Here is an 18,597-nt window from a genome sequence, read left to right on the forward strand (position 1 = left end):
GTGTTTTTCATGGCCTTGTTTTCATTCACGCAAAAAAGGCCAGCCCAAACTTGGACAGACAACAAACAATGCTTAACTTTGCAAACGGATGGCTGTTGTAAACCAAATTTGGACTTTGGAAAAGGACATGACAACCTAAATACAACATAAGGATTTTTCTTGTCAACCAAAGGAGTATTTAACAACGAAAAGTGTCAACTAATCTCAGTACACTACACAACACCTCAGTACAAGCCTTTTGTAGTGCCACTACAAGTAAGCTGTAGTGCGACTACAAGTGAGTTGTAGTGTAACTACAAGCCTTTTGTAGTGGCACTACAAAAGGCTTGTAGCCGCCCTACAGAAGCCCTTGTACTACTCCATTTACAAAAAATTGTAATTTAGGAACAATCTCCATACGCAATTCACAATTACCTTACATTCTCTCAATATTATAAAAAATAGAACATAAAGACATGACACAATAACACGGATATCAAAATAAAACACAACAACCGTCACAAAAACACAGCAATTACAGTACAAAAAGACAGAAACAAAGATATTAAGACAATAAATAGAAAATAATCAGATAAACGCTTTGAACATAGAAATATTTTACCTAAATTTGCTGTATCAATTAATAAAACCAAAAAGTATGAATAATCTAGCAATTAATCGAATAATCCTTTACTGCATAGGAGGGATATTCATGGTGAGCTGTTCGGGAACAGGCGAAGAAAAAGTGAGTGCACTAGAACCAAAACCTTCGCCAAAAGTGGAAACACTACACCACGTAAGCATGAAGAAAGCTAAGGAAAATGTGCTAAACTTCGTGAGTTTGGCTAATAAAGGAACGCGTGCCTCTGCACGGAAATGGGCAATTTCAGACATACAGCCCGTTGTAAACCCCTACACTAGAAGCACAACAAATGGGCAAGAAGACACCCTGCTATACATCGTCAACATGGCCGATAGTGCAGGATTTGCTGTCGCAACGGCAGACGATCGTCTGCCGCCCATATTGGCATTGGTCGACGAAGGCAACTACACGTTCAATAGGAATGACACTGTCACAAGCGGATTTCACCTATTTATGCAGGCAGCCCTAAACTATTGTGCACGACAAAAAGAACTTGCACAGACAAGAAAGAATGCACCTATTGAACATGAAATTGACCCTGAAGCCCCAAAACCTCCCGTGCGTACACCCAAATTCGAAGTAATGAAACCTCTTTTACATTGCAAGTGGGGACAAAGGGAACCTTATAACAGAGACTGTTTTGGCTGTCCTACAGGCTGTGTAATAACTGCCGCCGCCCAAATCTTATCATTTTTAGAGATTCCCAAGTATATGTCAACGCGCGATAACGAGGGTTTCAAAGTAACCACCTTTAATTGGAAACAGATCAATGAAGAAGCGAAAACACACCCTATCTATTGGAGTCAAGAAATGACAGATCAAGTAGCATGTATGATGCGACATCTTGGAATTGCATTTAGGGCAAAATACGGAAAAGATGGAACTAGTGCGAATACAGAAGATGCTGTGGAAACAATGCGAAGTAAATATGGATGTGACGCAACAGGCCTTTTGGGCTACAACTGCAACAACATGATTGGTGACTTAAGAACTCATAATAAGATTGTTATGATGAGCGGTTATTCTCGTTTATATCACACATGGTTTGTTTTCCCCAACTATGACGGAGGGCACGCATGGGTTGTAGATGGATACATCGATTATGTACCGGGATGGAATATCTGGGAATACTTCTACCTTCATTGTAACTGGGGATGGGGAGGACTACACAATGGATATTTCCTAGACAATGTATTTAACACGGACGAAAATCCTGTCTATGACGATAATGGCGAACAAACACGTTCACATTTTAGGTTCAAGCTGAAATATGCTACATTTACGAAGCATTAACACTCTCATAAGTATTAGAAACTTAAAGTTCAAAGAGATGATCACTTTCAACAAAACAATATGTCTACTAGGAATGTTCGGCCTTCATCTTTTCATAGCCTCTTCTTGCTCCTATGAAGCGCCTATTGGGCCTCACGTTATAGTGCCTTTTGATGTAACTGTCAGGTTCGAGAGTGCCATAGGCACAAACATCGCCGACTCGCTAAGCGTTATCGACAAAACTAAGCCAGACACATGGAATGCAAAGAAAGAAGACATACAAGTGCGCGTATATAGGGGGAGCGACCACAAATCATTGGAGGCCTTTGAAAAAAGATGGGGTTATACCAAAGATCCCACCACTACGAGTTTTCCGGCAGGCACATATTTGACCGTCTTAGCCACCGACATGCAGATCTTTGAAGGAGGACTTTGGGGAGAAGAAACCTATACCTTCGAGTTTAAAAGCAGAAAGTTGTTCGGCAACGACGATGTGCACACCGTGAAATGGTTTATTCATGGCATGGGGCGAGTGGTCTACAAGGTCTACAAATGTGAGATAGACGGTGAAGATATGCCACTGTCGAAGAGCAAATTGCTGACAGAGGCAAAGTGCAATCAAATTTATGCCGAAGTGACAATCAAGTTAAAGGGCACGCCACAACCATAAGGCGATACGCCCTATTGTCACCAAACGCGCAGGAAACATAGGGGCAACGACATACGAACGGCAGCCACAACCGCAGATAAAAATAAGTTTTGAAAAAACAGCTAGCCAATGCGTACATCGTTACCAAATGGCAACAACGCCACGCATTACCCTTTCAGCTTAAACGATGTGGCGATACTCTCCACCTCGGCAGCAAAAAGGCTGTCGGTTTTAATACGTGCCTCAACCTGCGCGCAACTGTGTAGCACGGTGCTATGGTCGCGTCCTCCCACCAGTTTTCCAATACGACTAGCGGGCATCTTGGTATATCTCTGGGCCAAATACATCGACACCTGACGTGGCACAACCAAGTCGCGCTTACGACTTTTACTGCTTACCGCCGACACGCTAACATTAAAATGGTGGCTCACCTTTTCCAAAATGTCGTCGATGGTAAGTGGCGTATCGTCTATTTTCACGGCCCTTTTAATCACCCGCTCTGCCAAACGCATGTCGATGTCGCTGTTATACACCACCGAATAAGCCATCAAACTGTTGATTACCCCTTCCAAATCGCGTACGCTACCGTTAGCCGTTTCAGCGATAAACTGCGTCACTTCAGCCGGTATCTTCAAACCGTCGCGACGTATCTTGGCGTTCAAGATGTCGATACAAAGCTGTACATTGGGCTTTTCAAGTTCGGCAATGATGCCACATGAGAAACGCGTGATAAGCCGTTCGCTCATGCCCAGCAATTCCACTGGTGGGCGGTCGCTAGCCAAGATGATGCGTTTGCCGTTACGGAAAAGGTGGTTGAAGATGTGGAAAAACGTTTCTTGTGTTTTCTCAGAACTTGCCCACGTCTGCACATCATCAACAATAAGCATGTCGATGGTTTGGTAGAACTTGATGAAATCGTTGGTGGCGTTTTTCAAAACAGCGTTAACGAACTGCACCTGAAAGAGATGCGCGCTGATATATAGCACCCTCTTCTGGGGATATAGCTGCTTGGTTTGCACGCCAATGGCATTCACAAGGTGGGTTTTTCCACAGCCCGACGGCCCATAGATGAACATGGGGTTGAACTGATTGGTATTGGGATGCTCGGCGATAGACAAACCAACAGAACGCGACAACTTGTTGCTATCGCCCTCAATATAGTTAGAAAACGTTTGGTGAGGATTGAGTTGTGGGTCCAACTCCTGTTCCTTGGCAGGCTCTTCTTCGGTTTTTTGCTTAACGCCCCATGTCTTGGCAGCCTGCGTGGCATGTGCTTCGGCAGGGTCGGCCTCAATGTCTTGGGTCTTTTTGTGTTCACTATCAACCACCACGCGGTAAGTAAGGCGTATGCGTTGACCAAAGGCGGAGAACAACACACGGCTTAACAGGTCGATATAATGTTCCTCGATATACTCGTATACAAACGAGCTTGGCACTCGGAGCACCAAAAGCTTCGTTTCGTCGTTAAACGACTCGAAGACAATGGGTTTGAACCAAGTGTCAAATTGCTGCGGCGAAACGTTCTGCGCAATGAGCGCAAGAGCCGATTCCCAATGTTTATCGGGAGTTACGTCCATTATATCTATACTGTTGTTGGTTTGTCGGCACATGGCGTGCCAAGGTCTCTGAAATCTTCTGCAAATATCGCAAAAAAAATTGGTTTTGGCAAATTACGGAGCATTTTTGAAGAAGATTAAGAACGTGAAAGGTTTAACAAATATTGTGAAACATAGCACGGACAGACATCGAGAATAATAATGCAGAAGTATAGATGAATATTAAGCGTGCAATCTGCCTCATCTCCCACTCCTCGTCATGCAGAAACACGAACAATAAGCTTGGCTACAACAACACAAACAGAATGTTTACGTCCTCGACAAACAGCCCACCCAAACACACAACCGCCACCTTTCTGCAAAGCGCAGAAAGGTGGCGGAGATATGTTGAGGGTGGTTATTACCCTATGTTTTCAGTTCGGATGCCGGTGACTTTGAAGTTTCAGAGCTTAAAGGTTCACAAACTCAAGCGCTAACCAACAAAACTACTTCTTTTCTTTACGCCCGAAGAGCGAGAAGTGCACGTAGCGTTTGGGGTGCTGGCGAACGTTGACAAGCAGCGAGTCGGCACTCATCAGCGTGGCATTGAGATTGTTGTAAAGCCCAGGATCGCGCATCAACAAGCCCAACGAGCCCTCATTGCTGTTCAGCTTTTGTGTCATTTCTTCCACATTAGCCAAGGTGCGATTCACCTGTTGCATGGTTCCGTCGAGGTCTAGGGCAGCCAAATTGGCCGTCAACGTACTGGTATTGTCTAACACCTTGTTGGCCTTGCCCACCATGGCAGGCACGCTTCGGTTAAGTCCAGCCACCAAACTGTTGAGCTGTTGCGAAGATGTGCGTAGGTTTGCCGTAAGCCCCTGCACGTTGTCTAACGACTGGTTGATGGCTGGATTAGATAAAATGGCATTGACGCTGGCCAAAATGGAGTCGAGTTTGGGTAGCAATCGCTCGACGGAGGGTACCAAGTCGCCCACCTGACTCAATGCGCCTTTGCTGACATGACCCTGAATCACGTCGCCTGGACTAAGAAACTGGCCACTGTTTGGTGCAAGAATAAGGTTTAGCTTCACGTTTCCCATGAAGTCGCTCTCTATCTCGGCCGTGCTTCCTTGTGGCACACGCATGCTCTTATCGAGGTCTATCGTTACAACGATGTCGCCCTTTTGGTCGTAGTTATATTGGATACCCGTTACCACACCCACGGCAAATCCATTGGCATAGATGGGGGTAGATTTCGACAAACCTGTGATGTCTTTAAATGCTACCTTATAACCCGTGTCGTTAGAAAAGAAGGTGAGCCCCTTTAAAAAGTTCATTCCGAAGAACAGAATTACAACTCCGGCAATGGCCACAAGGGCTATCTTTACCTCTCTCGTAAAAAATTTCATACTTAATTATTTGTTGTCTTTGTGTCTGTTAACCGAAAATTCCCGTATGGCTTTATTCACATCCATCCGCACACCATCCTTAAAGGCGATGACGAAAGCATCGGGGAACTTGTCGGCAATTTCTTTTCGCAGTCTGTTTATTTCATTGTAGTCGGCCGATGCACCGTAGGTGTACTTCACCATGTCGTTCTCGTTGAAGTGTCCAACGTCTTTCAGTCCCTTAAAACGTGGACTGTTACGACGTATCACCTTGGTGCTGGCCATGATTTGCACTTTAAAGATGGGCACAACAGCCGATTCGCCAAACGAGATAATTTTCTCTTCTGACTCTCCAGACGTAACGCTAGGCAGAGAATGATCTTCGCTCCGTCCTTGTTCTGGAGTGGAAACAGCTGGGCGTTCGTATGTGTCTTGGTTGGAGGCTTGTGCCCTATGTGTGGTCGAACGGCTTGTAGCTGAGTCGTGTTTAATCGCGTCAGCCTCCGCACGATCGCGTCGGCGCGACGTACGAGACGACGTTTGGCTAGACGACGAACCATCGTCGGCCTTGTAAACGTCGGGTACCACATCGGGCACAGCGGGTGTTGGCACCGGCGTAGGCTTGTAGGGCACCACAATACCATTATAATACTTGTTCTTGTAGTTAACGAATGCGCGATAAATACCCGTTGCGATATTCTCTATGCGTGCCTTATCGTTGAGCAAGCGTTCTTCGTCGGGGGTGGTGATAAAACCCAACTCGATAAGGCAACTGGGCATCGACGTTTCTCTCAACACGAGGAAGCCTGCCTGATGCACGCCCTTATCGGGGCGATTGGCTGCTGCACACGTTTCGCGTTGCACCATCTTGGCCAAGTCTACGCTGTTGGCCATGTTGCGATCTTGCATAAACTCGAACATGATATAGCTTTCCGACGAATTGGGATTAAAGCCCTGATAGCTCTGTTTATAGTCTTTCTCAATCAAGATAACCGCGTTTTCGCGTTTAGCCACATCAAGATTGGCGCCCGCGCGGTGCATTCCCAGCGTGTAAGTTTCCATTCCGTAGGCTTGCCTACCTCCTGGCAAGGCATTGGTATGCACAGATATAAAGAGGTCGGCCTTATTGCGATTGGCTATTTCGGCTCGTTCTTTCAGTCCGATAAACACGTCGGTGGTGCGCGTGTAAATCACCTTTACGTCAGGGCAATTTCGTTGCACGTTTCGCCCGAAGGCCATAGCCACGTTCAGGTTGATGTTCTTTTCTTTCGAGAACGCACCCAAAGCGCCTGCATCTTTCCCTCCGTGTCCTGGGTCGATAACCAACACGAACTTTTTGTTTGCAGCATTTGCGGCAAACGGCAGCAGAAGCAACAACACGAAAAGGGCGGTAATCTTTTTGTTCATACACGCTGAATTGAAGAGCCGCAATATCGACGTCACGCTACATTTTGAGCTTGTTCTAAAAATTCCTAACTGCATTTAAGTCTACATTTTCATCTCGCTTTCCACTGCTCTTTTCGTTCTTATTCAGCATTTTTCAGCCATCCTTTCAGTTGCATAGTTTGCTATGAACCTTCAAGAAGTAAGCGAAATTTGCTCAAACAAACCCATAAAAACCAGCAGAGGCTATTCTTAGAGCCTGCCCTTGGTGTATCCTGAACCGTCGGTCAACGGTTTTGTTTATGCAAAAATACAGAAAAAAGCCCGTATTCAGGTCCTTGTCACTGGCTTTTATCATTATTTAATTGAATTTCTACGGCAGCTTCGCCTCCGCAAGTACCCATTGGCGGGTTTTGTTTAACCACTTCGAGGCGTAGCGAACGTATGCGGGGGAAGTCGTGGAAAAGGCGTTGGGCAATGCGATGGGCCACGTTTTCGAGCAGGCAAGATGGCGTTTGCATCTCCTTTTCGACAACGGCGTACACCTCGGCATAGTTCAACGTGTGGGCCACATCATCACTCTGCATGGCCTGTTCGATAGGATATTCGGCACGAAGGTTCACCACGTAATCGTTGCCCACCGTGCGTTCTTGGGGCATTACACCGTGAAAGGCGTGGAAATGTAGGTTACGAAGATGGATGTAATGGGGCATAATGAAAAGTCATGATGGGTGAAAAGGGGGAAAAATAAAAAGGGTGAAAGAGTGAAAAAGTGAAAAGATGGCTAACGCCGTTCAAAGGTGAAAGGGGAAAAATGAAAAGGTGAAAGGGTGAAAAAGTGAAAAAATGGCTAACGCCGTTCAAAAGCAAAATGGGGGAAAATACACTCATACACAATTCATTTGGTTTAACACCATAGCTTAAATGCTAGCTGACAAGACAACAAGTTGACGAGTTAACAACGCATTTGGCTTAACTCCTTAACTCCATAACTCCTTAACTCCTTTACCTCATAATCCCTTAACTCCTTTACCACTATAAAGAAAATGCGCTCCACCCCGCAGCCCTCTGGCTACGAAGTGGAGCAAGGAAATGCATTGTTTATCCGCAGCGCGATGCGCCACAGCTTTTGCAGATAAGGCAACCTTCTTGGTAAACGAGCGTCTCTTGTCCGCAAGAGGGACACTTCATGCCCGTTGCCTCGGTGCCGTCGGTTATGTACTTCTTCAATGCGCGCTCAACACCAATCTTCCAAGTGTTGATGCTTTCGCTCTTCAATTGCAACGAACCAACTAGCTTTATCACGTGATCGATAGGCATGCGATAACGCAAAACACCCGAGATAAGTTTGGCATAGTTCCAATATTCGGGGTTAAACTTCTCGCTCAAGCCCTCAACTGTGGTTTTATATCCACGCTTATTCTCAAACTGGAAGTCGTAACGGCTGCGACCATCGGGGCCTACATTCTTAATGATTTTACCCTTCGTAACCGACTTGGGCAGAGCAATGCCCTCGTCATCGTCTTGCAAACCGGTGAAAATTTCGTAAGGATAGCCGTTGAGCAAGCCCACGAAAGCCACCCATTTTTCCTTATTGTTCTGGAAGCGAACAACGTCGCAGGCCAGCTCTTTGGGTCTAACCTCGGTCACTTCGGGCTGTTTGCAGGGTACAACGGGCTGTTCTTCTTCCTTCTCCTCTTTCTTCTTGTCTTTCTTCGACACAGAAATCATCACGCCCGAACGGCTTCCGTCGCGATAAATCGTACAGCCCTTGCAGCCCGAACGCCATGCTTCTACATACAGGCGGTTAACCAACGCCTCGTCTACATCGTTGGGCAAGTTCACCGTTACGCTGATAGAGTGATCTACCCACTTTTGTATCGCGCCCTGCATCTTCACCTTCATCAGCCAGTCTACATCGTTTGCAGTGGCCTTATAATAAGGAGACTGTTCCACAATGGCGTCTATTTCTTCTTGCGTATATCGCTTTTCGGTGTCAAACCCGTTGGCTTTCATCCAGTCCATAAACTTCTTATGGTACACGATGTACTCTTCGAAGCTGTCGCCCACCTCGTCAACGAAGTCCACATGCACGTCTGTATCGTTGGGATTTACCTTTCTACGGCGTTTGTACACAGGCATAAACACGGGTTCGATGCCGCTCGTTGTCTGCGTCATCAAGCTAGTTGTTCCCGTGGGAGCGATAGTTAGGCAGGCAATATTACGTCGACCGTAAGCCACCATATCGTCGTAGAGCGACGGGTCGGCTTCTTTCAGGCGCAAAATAAAGGGATTTGCAGCCTCGCGCTTGGCATCGAACACTTCGAAAGCACCGCGTTCCTTGGCCATAACCACAGAAGAGCGATAGGCAGCTATTGCTAAACACTTGTGCACACTTACGCTCAGGTCGGTAGCTTCTTGTGTTCCGTATCGCAAACCCAATGCTGCAATCATGTCACCTTCGGCTGTTATGCCTACGCCAGTGCGTCTTCCCATGCTGCTTTTACGCTTGATCTTCTCCCAAAGATGATATTCGGCACCCTTAACCTCACTGCTTTGCGGGTCGTCTTTAATCTTCTCCATGATGAGATCTATCTTCTCAAGCTCCAAATCCACGATATCGTCCATCACTCGCTGAGCAATAGCCACGTGTTTGGCAAACTTATCGAAGTCGAAATAGGCCTCTTTGGTGAACGGATTTACTACATAGCTAAACAAATTGACGCAAAGCAGACGGCAACTGTCGTACGGACAGAGCGGAATTTCGCCACATGGGTTGGTGCTAACTGTGGTAAAGCCCAGGTCGGCGTAACAGTCGGGGATGCTTTCGCGCAGTATGGTGTCCCAGAAAAGCACGCCAGGTTCTGCGCTTTGCCATGCGTTGTGCACGATTTTATCCCACAGCGCCTTGGCAGAAATTTCTTTTTCCACCTCAGGATTGTCGCTATTGATAGGGAATTGCTGCACGTATGGCTTGTCGTCTACGGCTGCTTGCATAAAGTTATCATCGATTTTCACCGACACGTTAGCACCCGTCACTTTGCCTTCGGTCATCTTCGCGTCGATGAAAGCTTCGCTGTCGGGATGCTTAATGCTAACCGATAGCATCAGCGCACCACGCCTTCCGTCTTGCGCCACTTCGCGTGTGGAGTTGCTGTAACGCTCCATAAAGGGAACAAGACCCGTAGACGTAAGCGCCGAGTTGTTCACGGGCGAACCCTTGGGACGTATGTGTGAGAGGTCGTGGCCCACTCCGCCACGGCGTTTCATCAGCTGCACCTGCTCTTCATCAATGCGCATGATGGCCCCATACGAGTCGGCGTCGCCATCAAGTCCCACAACGAAGCAATTGCTTAACGATGCAACTTGGTAGCTGTTGCCAATACCCGTCATCGGACTACCTGCTGGGACGATGTAACGGAAATGGTCGAGCAGTTCGTAGACTTCTTTTGCAGAGAGCGGATTGGGGTATTTCCCCTCGATGCGAGCAATCTCGTTGGCAATACGCCAGTGCATATCTTCGGGCGATTTCTCGTAAATGTTGCCGAAGCTATCCTTCATCGCATACTTGTTTACCCAAACTCTCGCCGCCAGTTCGTCACCGGCGAAATAATCTAAAGCGGCCGCAAAGGCCTCTTCGTATGAATAAGTTTTTGTTTGTTCCATTACTAAACCTCTATTTTCTTTTGCAAAGCTACAAACTATTTTTGATATTATCAAACGCGTTTATCGTAATTTTCGGAAAAGTAAACTTAGTATTCTCAAACATTCTCAATTTGTGGAGATTACGAACTAGATACAATCACCCAATAAACAATGATTAACTTTTATACCGATAAGTTAGCAACGCACGCCAAAAGCATTAGGTTTAAAAAACAATACACCCACAAACAAATGATTATCAACCTATTGACAAACTATTCTTTATCCCTAAACCATCTCAAGGCAATGACTTAACAGGGAAAAGCAACATAAAATCAATGAAACTGTTGCACCTCAAACGACAATATAAGAACTGGTATCCATAAAGTGAGAGTTTACTAAAATGGAAAACTTTCATAAAACTTTCATCGCTAAAGTTTTCCATTTTGCATAACTTTCTCACTGTGTTCAAAGTCTGGCTACGCGTAAAAAGGTATTATGTAATATGGTGTTGTTCGCATAAAAATCAACTTCATTCAACAACTGGTTTTTGTATAATACCCACTTCAACACTTGTTTGAGTAGACTACTCCACAAAAAATCATCCACAAACAATCCGTTCTTGGCAACCCCCAAATAAGAGATGGCTTATCATTTTCATGTCTTTCGCAACACTGCAATTAATGCCTTAGCTTACAGCACAATACAAGTAGTCTTGTTACACATAATATGCAAGTATATTACATATAACATGGAACAACGTTACATCTTACATGGAACAACGTTACACATAACATGGAACCATGTTACACATGACATGGAACACCACAAGTAACATGAAAACTATCCCTTAGCCCTTATTTATGGCCCTACATTAGCTATCTAGGCAAATTGAAAGGCATTAGGAAAGAGCCCTAAAAGCATAGCAGGCCTTTCATTAATTGCAAGATACAGTCTATTCCAACGTCATTTACTCATTATTATTTATATACACATACACGCACACGAGACTGCCATCAAACACCATCGAAAATCGCGAGAAAGTGAGGTATGTGTTCCCATCTGCTGTGATATATATGACTGCATGAACAAACGAAAACCAAGTTTTGATACTAGCTTGGCACTATCTAGGCGGTTCATTCCACAATCTATTACCACCAACAACTCACCCTCCTAACCTCCAAACGCCATCTTTCACTCCTCATCCGATAAGGCTTTGTAGTGAGTTTTTTAAGCTCCAGCCTTGTTACAGCTAAGATGGAACCCTGTTCCAGATAAGTTGGAACAGGGTTCCAATTCAACTGGAACAGCATTCCAGATAACATGGAACAGCTGTCCAAAATACATTTAACGTGGCGATTAATGTAATAATGCATCATAAGGGCATAGGAAACGCATTTCTGGAACGATGAAAATGCGAACGGCGGAATGGTTAATTGGTGAGTTTGGACTAAGAAACCATGCGCTCAGAACAAGATTGAACAGGTAAAAATAAGGCTATCTTGCCAACTCGTGCTACGCGACAGAAGGCATAACGATTGTGTTTTATCCCGAACTCGCGTAACCATTACCTCCCTTTTACGGAAGGATGCGCAATCCATAAACTTGTTTCTGCAACCCCTTTGATGGACCTTATCTAGCGTTAAGAAGAGCGGCAGGCTTACGGCATATTGTCTAGCGAATCGCGCTTGCTACAATACAAATTCACTAATAAGCGTTAAAAACGTTGCGTAGTTAGAGTTTTTTTCGTTCCTTTGCAGGAAATTCGGTGTAATAGTGCCATATTAAAATGAGAAAGAAACACAACAAGGCCCGCAGCCGTTATGGACTGCAGGTAATAACGCTATGCATAAGCACCGCGCTGGTGCTTATATTGCTGGGCATGATAGTGCTCTCGGTATTCACCGCACGCAACCTTACCAACTACGTAAAGGAAAACCTAGTAGTTACCATGATGCTCGATCAAGATCTTACCAACCCCGAAGCGCAACGCCTTTGCACTCGTTTGCAGGCGCGCCCGTATATTAAGAGCCTCACTTTCATCAGTAAAGATCAGGCCCTGAAAGAACAAACCGTGGCCATGGGCAGCGATCCCAGCGAGTTTGTAGGGGGCGATAACCCTTTCTTAGCATCCATTGAGCTGACGCTTAAAGGAGATTACGCCAATAACGACTCGATAAACTGGATTTCGAAAGAGCTTAAAGCTTATCCCAAAGTGGCAGACATCACCTACCAACACGAACTGGTTGAAAACGTGAACAGCACGCTAAGCAAAATCAGTTTGGTGCTATTGGTGCTGGCCGGACTGCTTACCTTCGTTTCGTTCTCACTCATCAACAACACCGTTCGCTTAGGCATCTACGCCCGCCGATTCTCCATCCACACCATGAAGCTGGTTGGAGCGTCGTGGGGATTTATTCGCCGACCCTTCATTAAGCAAGCCATTGGTGTGGGTATCGTGGCTGCACTGCTGGCCATAGTGGTACTGGCGGGGTGCATTTACGGACTTTATCGTTACCAAGACAACATGTTGAGCATCATCACATGGGACGTGATAGCCATCACGGGTTGTGCCGTCATGCTCTTCGGTATCTCCATCACCGCCATCTGCGCATACATATCGGTAAACCGATTCTTGCGAATGAAGGCTGGAGAACTATACAAGATCTAGTAGATCGCAGGACTAAGGCATAGGCCACCCATATATAATAAGGTGTAAATCGGCCGAAAGACACGGACGAGAATTTGCCGAAAACGACAACCGCCTATATATAATAAGGAGTGAAAGGGCCAAAAGGAGCGGGCAAGGGTCTGCCCTTTATGCGCATCACCCACATATAATAAGGTATAAACAAACATCGCTACAACAATGTTCAGGCTACAGTCGCACAAAACGCACACACCCGCGACAAGGCCTACAAACAAATACGAACATAAAAGAAATGGATAAAAAGAACTTCGCTTTCGACAAGATGAACTTCATCTTGTTGGCTGTGGGCATGGCAGTTGTGGTACTGGGCCTGATACTTATGAGCGGACCCGGCTCTACCGAGACAGCTTTCAACCCCGACATTTTCAGTGCCACGCGCATTAAAGTTGCCCCCGTGGTGTGCTTCCTCGGTTTCATCTCCATCATCTACGCCGTTATACGTAAGCCCAGAGATCCCAAAGAGCAAGAAGAAGCGTAACACGACATGGACATTATACAAACCATTATCGTGGCCATCGTGGAGGGACTCACCGAGTTTCTCCCCGTATCGTCTACGGGCCACATGATTATTACGCAAGCCTTGCTGGGTATCGAGAGCGACGAGTTTGTGAAAGCCTTCGACGTTATCATTCAGTTTGGCGCCATCCTTGCGGTGGTTGTGCTTTATTGGAAACGTTTCTTCAGGCTCAACCATTCAACTCCACCCGAAGGACTAACACCCTTTCAGCGCACGCTGCGCAAGTGGGATTTCTACTATAAGCTGCTCATCGCCTTCATTCCTGCCATGGTTATCGGTGGACTTTGCAACAAGTTCATCGACGCATTGTTGGGAAACGTGATGGTGGTGGCCGTTATGCTCGTGGTGGGTGGTGTGTTCATGCTGTTCTGCGATAAGCTTTTCGGCAATGGTTCACCAGAAACCAAGCTCACGCCACGGCGTGCTTTCGCCATCGGACTATTCCAATGCATGGCGATGATACCAGGAGTATCTCGCTCTATGGCAACTATCGTGGGCGGTATGGCACAAAAACTCACGCGAAAAGATGCTGCCGAGTTCTCGTTTTTTCTTGCCGTGCCCACCATGTTCGCAGCAACGTGCCTCGATTTACTAAAACTATTCTTGCATATGCATAAGATTGGCGACTATTCTATGCTTGCCAGTCATGCAGGAACATTGCTCCTTGGCAGCGCAGTGGCTTTCGTTGTGGCGCTAATAGCCATCAAGGCCTTCATCGCCTATCTCACCAAATACGGCTTTCGGGCATTTGGCGTGTACCGCATTATCGTGGGTGGCGCCATCTTAGCATGGATGCTCGCAGGTAATTCACTAGCCATGGTAGACTGATGAACATACACCAAGGCGAGATAATTTGCATAGATAAGCCCTACGAGATAACCTCGTTTGGGGCGTTGGCACGTGTAAGATACCTGCTGTCGCGACGACTTGGCGTTAAACGCGTAAAGATCGGCCACGCAGGAACACTCGACCCGCTAGCCACAGGCGTGCTGGTGCTATGCACAGGGAAGGCCACTAAGCGCATTGCCGAACTGCAAGCCCACACCAAAGAGTATGTGGCCACGCTGCAATTGGGTGCTACTACCCCTAGCTACGACATGGAACACCCTGTTAACGAGACCTTCGAAACAGCCCATATCACACGCGAAGCCATCGACAACGTTCTGCAACAGTTTGTGGGCGAGATACAACAGGTGCCGCCAACATATAGCGCCGTAAAGGTGAACGGTGACCGCGCATACGACCTAAGACGAAAGGGAAAAGACGTAGAACTGGCACCCAAGACGCTTCAAATTGACGAAATAGAGGTGCTCAACTTCGATCCAAGCCTGATGCAACTCACCATCCGCGTGGTATGCGGCAAGGGAACATACATCAGGGCATTGGCTCGCGACATCGGAAGAGCGCTTAATAGCGGTGCATATCTCACCGCCCTGCGTCGCACAAGGGTGGGCGACGTACGTGTAGAGAACTGCCTACAACTAGACACTTTTAAAGAATGGCTCGATCAACAAGACATCGAGATGCCCCATTTAGAGGCTAAGGAGTAAAGCGTTAAGGAGTTTAAGGACTTTAGTCTGTGGTTTATGCGTTTCAAGGTAAGCATTCTTGCAAACTCGACCACCCGCTAACTCGTTAACTAGTAAACATCCAATCAAGGCACATCATTCCTCTCTTCACTTCGAGAAAGATAGAGGGTGAGGCCTCTCCAAACCTCTCTTCCACCCCAATTATCACAAGTAAAAACCCCTCCACAATACAAAACATCAACATGAAGCTTTCACAATTCAACTTCAAGCTGCCACAAGAGCTCATTGCCTTGTATCCTCATAGCGTATATCACGAGATTGAGAACGAAAAGGGAGAGAAAGAAATGTCGCGCCTTACACGTCGTGACGAGTGCCGACTGATGGTTCTGCACAAGAAATCAAACACCATTGACCTTTTTAAAAAAGACAAGAAAGGAAAGCCAATTAAGGGCGAATTCATACAATTTCGCGATATTATAGACTACTTCGACGAAGGCGACACGTTCATTTTCAATGATACGAAGGTGTTCCCAGCACGCCTTTATGGCATGAAAGAGAAGACCGACGCCAAGATTGAGGTGTTCCTGCTGCGCGAACTCAACCAAGAAATGCGCCTTTGGGACGTTTTGGTGGAGCCTGCACGTAAAATTCGTATCGGCAACAAACTGTTTTTCGACGACAGCGGCACAATGGTGGCCGAGGTTATAGATAACACTACGAGCCGTGGACGCACCTTACGCTTCCTATACGACTGTGATCACGATGAGTTTAAGCGTTCGCTCTTCGCCCTAGGCGAATCTCCGCTACCCCGTTACATCATCGACGCGCGCGAAAATCACCACGGAACGGAAGAAGACATGGAGGATTTCCAAACCATTTACGCAGCAAACGAAGGCGCAGTGACAGCTCCCGCCACGGGTTTACATTTCAGTCGCGAGCTACTTAAGCGCATGGAGATACGCGGAATTAACTCGGCAGCCATCACCTTACACTGCGGACTGGGCAATTTCCACGACATTGAGGTGGAAGACCTTACCAAACACAAGGTAGATTCAGAGTCGATGCACATCGGTTCTGAAGCATGTGCCATCGTAAACAAGGCTAAATCTGAGGGGAAACACATCTGCGCCGTTGGAACGAGCGTAGTAAAAGCCACCGAAACAGCCGTTGGCACCGATGGGATGCTTAAAGAATACTCAGGATGGACCAACCGTTTCATCTTCCCTCCATACGATTTCGGACTGGCCGACACGATGGTGGCCAACTTCTACCATCCGCTTTCCACCCTCTTGATGTCAACTGCGGCCTTCGGAGGTTACGACCTTGTGATGGAAGCTTATCGCCTAGCGGTGGAAAACGAGTACAAGTTTGGCTGCTTCGGCGACGCGTTACTCATCCTCAACGACTAACAAGCCGTGCGCCAACATAAGGTATATATGAGTCTTGGAGCCAACTTGGGCGACCGCAAGGGTAACATCAAGCTGGCCATTAAACAAATATCAGAGCTGATTGGCCCCGTTGTGCGCCAGTCGGCTCTGATCGAAACTGCCCCATGGGGCTTCAATTCGGCGAACACCTTTATAAATGCGGCCGTGTGTAGCGAAACTTCACTGTCGCCAAGAGAGGTGTTACAGGCTACGCAAGACATTGAACGAGCCTTGGGACGCACAACAAAAAGCATCGACGGACAGTATCACGACCGCCTGATAGACATCGACATCTTGCTCTACGACGACCTACACGTGAACGAACCCGACCTTGTTATTCCGCACCCACACATGAACGAACGCCAATTCGTGATGCAACCGCTTAGCGAGATCATCGATTAGGCAGTGCACGCAAGCGTTCGGCGATAGCCACTCGCAGAGCATTCGTACGAGATTAGCCATCAAAACGCAGCGGTGGCACAATCACTTTTCCTAAGCAGCGCAATGGCCTACTCTCGCAGTTCATCCTTGTTGACAGTCAGCCGACAGGCCTTTCGCCCTCGCATGACAATCCGTTCCACCTACAAAATTAGGCATATCACGCCATCATTCATTCACATTTCATTCGTCAACGTTATGACCCACCTCCGCTCCGTCCTATCTTTGGCCCTTTCGGCGCTGTCGCTTTGTGGTATTGCCAAGGGTAAACCACAAAACCAACTCACACTCTTCGTGGGCACTTACACCCAAGACAGTCCATCGAAAGGCATCTACGTGTATCGCTTCAACCAAGATACGGGCAACTTCTCGCTACGCTCTTCGGCCAAGGCAGGCAATCCCTCGTTCGTGGCCTTATCGCCCAATGGCAACCGATTGTATGCCGTTAGCGAGTTCAACGATGGTCGACAAGGAGCGTATAGCTTTGATTTCGACCCGAAAACGGGCCAACTTTCAAACCCCATTTTTGTCTCTACAAAGGCAGGCGACAGATTTGACGACCCCGAAAACCAACCAGGAAGCGACCCCTGCAACCTTTACACAGATGGCAAATGTCTGATAACGGCCAACTATTCGGGTGGCGACATCAGTGCGTTTAAGCTAGACAAGCAAGGGCGATTACAAGGAACGGCCCAACAAACACGATTTCGTGGACGCGATTCGGCAGCCGTTTCGCACATCCATTGTGGGCTCCCCACTCCCGACGGCAAGTATTTCTTGGCCACCGACTTGGGCAACGATCGCATACATAGATTTGATTTCACCCCCAGCGGAACTGAAGTGTTGGCCCAACCAACCGTGGCCTTCGAGGTGAAACGTGGTGAAGGACCACGCCATATCACTTTCGACAAGGGCGGACGCTATCTTTATCTCATCAACGAGTTGGGCGGAACATGCGTGGTTATGCGTTATAACAACGACCAACTCACTGAAATGCAAACCTTGATGGCCGACGAAGGCGGTGGACGAGGTAGTGCCGACATTCACATTAGTCCTGATGGGAAATTCCTTTATACCTCTCATCGACTGAAAAAAGACGGCATTGCCATCTTCGCCATTAATCCGCAAACCGGCCTTCTCACCAAGGTGGGCTACCAGCAAACGGGCATTCATCCCCGAAACTTCACCATCACACCCAATGGTAAGTATTTGCTCGTAGCTTGCCGAGACGACAATGCCATTCAGATTTTTAGGCGAGATGCTCGCACAGGCTTGCTTACCAACACTGGCAAACGCATCAATCTGGGTAAACCCGTTTGTCTTGTGCTTCGCAAATACTAGTCGGCAACTTTGCCCGTAGCTCTTCCTCGCACGCCATTCACCCCCTTACACCTTATATATAATAAGGACTAAAGCCCCCAATATCCACTCGGGGCATGCCCCATACAGGCTTTCCACCATTTAATCTCACCCATCAGGGTG

At 47.1% G+C, this 18,597-nt stretch carries 15 protein-coding genes; 9 read left to right on the plus strand and 6 right to left on the minus strand.

Annotation, left to right across the window (positions count from 1 at the left end; translation table 11 throughout):
• The first annotated feature begins 637 nt into the window (after nucleotides 1-637).
• Both F453_RS0112160 and F453_RS0112165 read left to right on the plus strand, forming a co-directional pair.
• A complete protein-coding gene (locus tag F453_RS0112160) occupies nucleotides 638-1,915 on the plus strand; it encodes a C10 family peptidase (protein WP_081619175.1) in 1,278 nt (425 codons plus the stop codon).
• Between the two features lie 142 nt (nucleotides 1,916-2,057).
• Nucleotides 2,058-2,564: a hypothetical protein gene (locus F453_RS0112165; protein ID WP_234398565.1), complete on the plus strand. Its 507-nt coding sequence runs from the start codon at nucleotides 2,058-2,060 to the stop codon at nucleotides 2,562-2,564.
• Nucleotides 2,565-2,710: 146 nt separating this feature from the next.
• Here F453_RS0112165 and dnaA read toward each other — a convergent pair whose 3' ends face one another.
• From dnaA to F453_RS16340, 6 genes are all read right to left on the minus strand, one after another.
• Entirely contained in the window at nucleotides 2,711-4,120 is a 1,410-nt protein-coding gene (dnaA, locus tag F453_RS0112170) for a chromosomal replication initiator protein DnaA (RefSeq protein ID WP_026292573.1), read from the minus strand.
• A 464-nt stretch (nucleotides 4,121-4,584) separates the two neighbouring features.
• Nucleotides 4,585-5,490, minus strand: coding sequence for an MlaD family protein (locus tag F453_RS0112175; protein ID WP_018968258.1), 906 nt, complete (start codon nucleotides 5,488-5,490; stop codon nucleotides 4,585-4,587).
• A 6-nt stretch (nucleotides 5,491-5,496) separates the two neighbouring features.
• On the minus strand, nucleotides 5,497-6,876 hold the full coding sequence (locus tag F453_RS0112180; RefSeq protein ID WP_018968259.1) for an N-acetylmuramoyl-L-alanine amidase family protein: 1,380 nt from the start codon (nucleotides 6,874-6,876) through the stop codon (nucleotides 5,497-5,499).
• Between the two features lie 317 nt (nucleotides 6,877-7,193).
• Nucleotides 7,194-7,565: a dihydroneopterin aldolase gene (folB, locus tag F453_RS0112185; protein WP_025790120.1), complete on the minus strand. Its 372-nt coding sequence runs from the start codon at nucleotides 7,563-7,565 to the stop codon at nucleotides 7,194-7,196.
• Between the two features lie 388 nt (nucleotides 7,566-7,953).
• The gene (locus F453_RS0112190; RefSeq protein WP_018968261.1) at nucleotides 7,954-10,518 is read right to left on the minus strand and encodes an adenosylcobalamin-dependent ribonucleoside-diphosphate reductase; all 2,565 of its coding nucleotides are present in this window, start codon (nucleotides 10,516-10,518) and stop codon (nucleotides 7,954-7,956) included.
• A 1,127-nt stretch (nucleotides 10,519-11,645) separates the two neighbouring features.
• Nucleotides 11,646-11,873 carry a hypothetical protein gene (locus F453_RS16340; protein WP_081619176.1) on the minus strand — a complete coding sequence of 76 codons (228 nt, stop codon included), beginning with the start codon at nucleotides 11,871-11,873 and terminating at the stop codon, nucleotides 11,646-11,648.
• 410 nt (nucleotides 11,874-12,283) lie between these two features.
• Here F453_RS16340 and F453_RS0112195 point away from each other — a divergent pair, with 410 nt between their 5' ends.
• The 7 genes from F453_RS0112195 (at nucleotide 12,284) to F453_RS0112230 (ending at nucleotide 18,456) form a co-directional block, all read left to right on the plus strand.
• Nucleotides 12,284-13,165: a cell division protein FtsX gene (locus F453_RS0112195; protein WP_018968262.1), complete on the plus strand. Its 882-nt coding sequence runs from the start codon at nucleotides 12,284-12,286 to the stop codon at nucleotides 13,163-13,165.
• 271 nt (nucleotides 13,166-13,436) lie between these two features.
• Nucleotides 13,437-13,682, plus strand: coding sequence for a DUF3098 domain-containing protein (locus F453_RS0112200; RefSeq protein WP_018968263.1), 246 nt, complete (start codon nucleotides 13,437-13,439; stop codon nucleotides 13,680-13,682).
• A gap of 6 nt (nucleotides 13,683-13,688) precedes the next feature.
• A complete protein-coding gene (locus F453_RS0112205) occupies nucleotides 13,689-14,549 on the plus strand; it encodes an undecaprenyl-diphosphate phosphatase (protein WP_018968264.1) in 861 nt (286 codons plus the stop codon).
• On the plus strand, nucleotides 14,549-15,271 hold the full coding sequence (gene truB / locus F453_RS0112210; protein ID WP_018968265.1) for a tRNA pseudouridine(55) synthase TruB: 723 nt from the start codon (nucleotides 14,549-14,551) through the stop codon (nucleotides 15,269-15,271). The genes F453_RS0112205 and truB overlap by 1 nt, the downstream gene beginning before the upstream one ends.
• Before the next feature lie 221 nt (nucleotides 15,272-15,492).
• A complete protein-coding gene (gene queA, locus F453_RS0112220) occupies nucleotides 15,493-16,659 on the plus strand; it encodes a tRNA preQ1(34) S-adenosylmethionine ribosyltransferase-isomerase QueA (RefSeq protein WP_009237423.1) in 1,167 nt (388 codons plus the stop codon).
• 27 nt (nucleotides 16,660-16,686) lie between these two features.
• Nucleotides 16,687-17,079 (plus strand): 2-amino-4-hydroxy-6-hydroxymethyldihydropteridine diphosphokinase, encoded by a 393-nt coding sequence (folK, locus tag F453_RS0112225; RefSeq protein ID WP_018968267.1) that lies wholly within the window; start codon nucleotides 16,687-16,689, stop codon nucleotides 17,077-17,079.
• A 234-nt stretch (nucleotides 17,080-17,313) separates the two neighbouring features.
• Complete coding sequence (locus F453_RS0112230; protein ID WP_018968268.1) at nucleotides 17,314-18,456, plus strand: lactonase family protein; 1,143 nt, start codon at nucleotides 17,314-17,316, stop codon at nucleotides 18,454-18,456.
• Nucleotides 18,457-18,597 lie beyond the last annotated feature (141 nt).

Source organism: Hoylesella loescheii DSM 19665 = JCM 12249 = ATCC 15930 (genome assembly GCF_000378085.1).
GTDB classification, from domain to species: Bacteria; Bacteroidota; Bacteroidia; order Bacteroidales; family Bacteroidaceae; genus Prevotella; species Prevotella loescheii.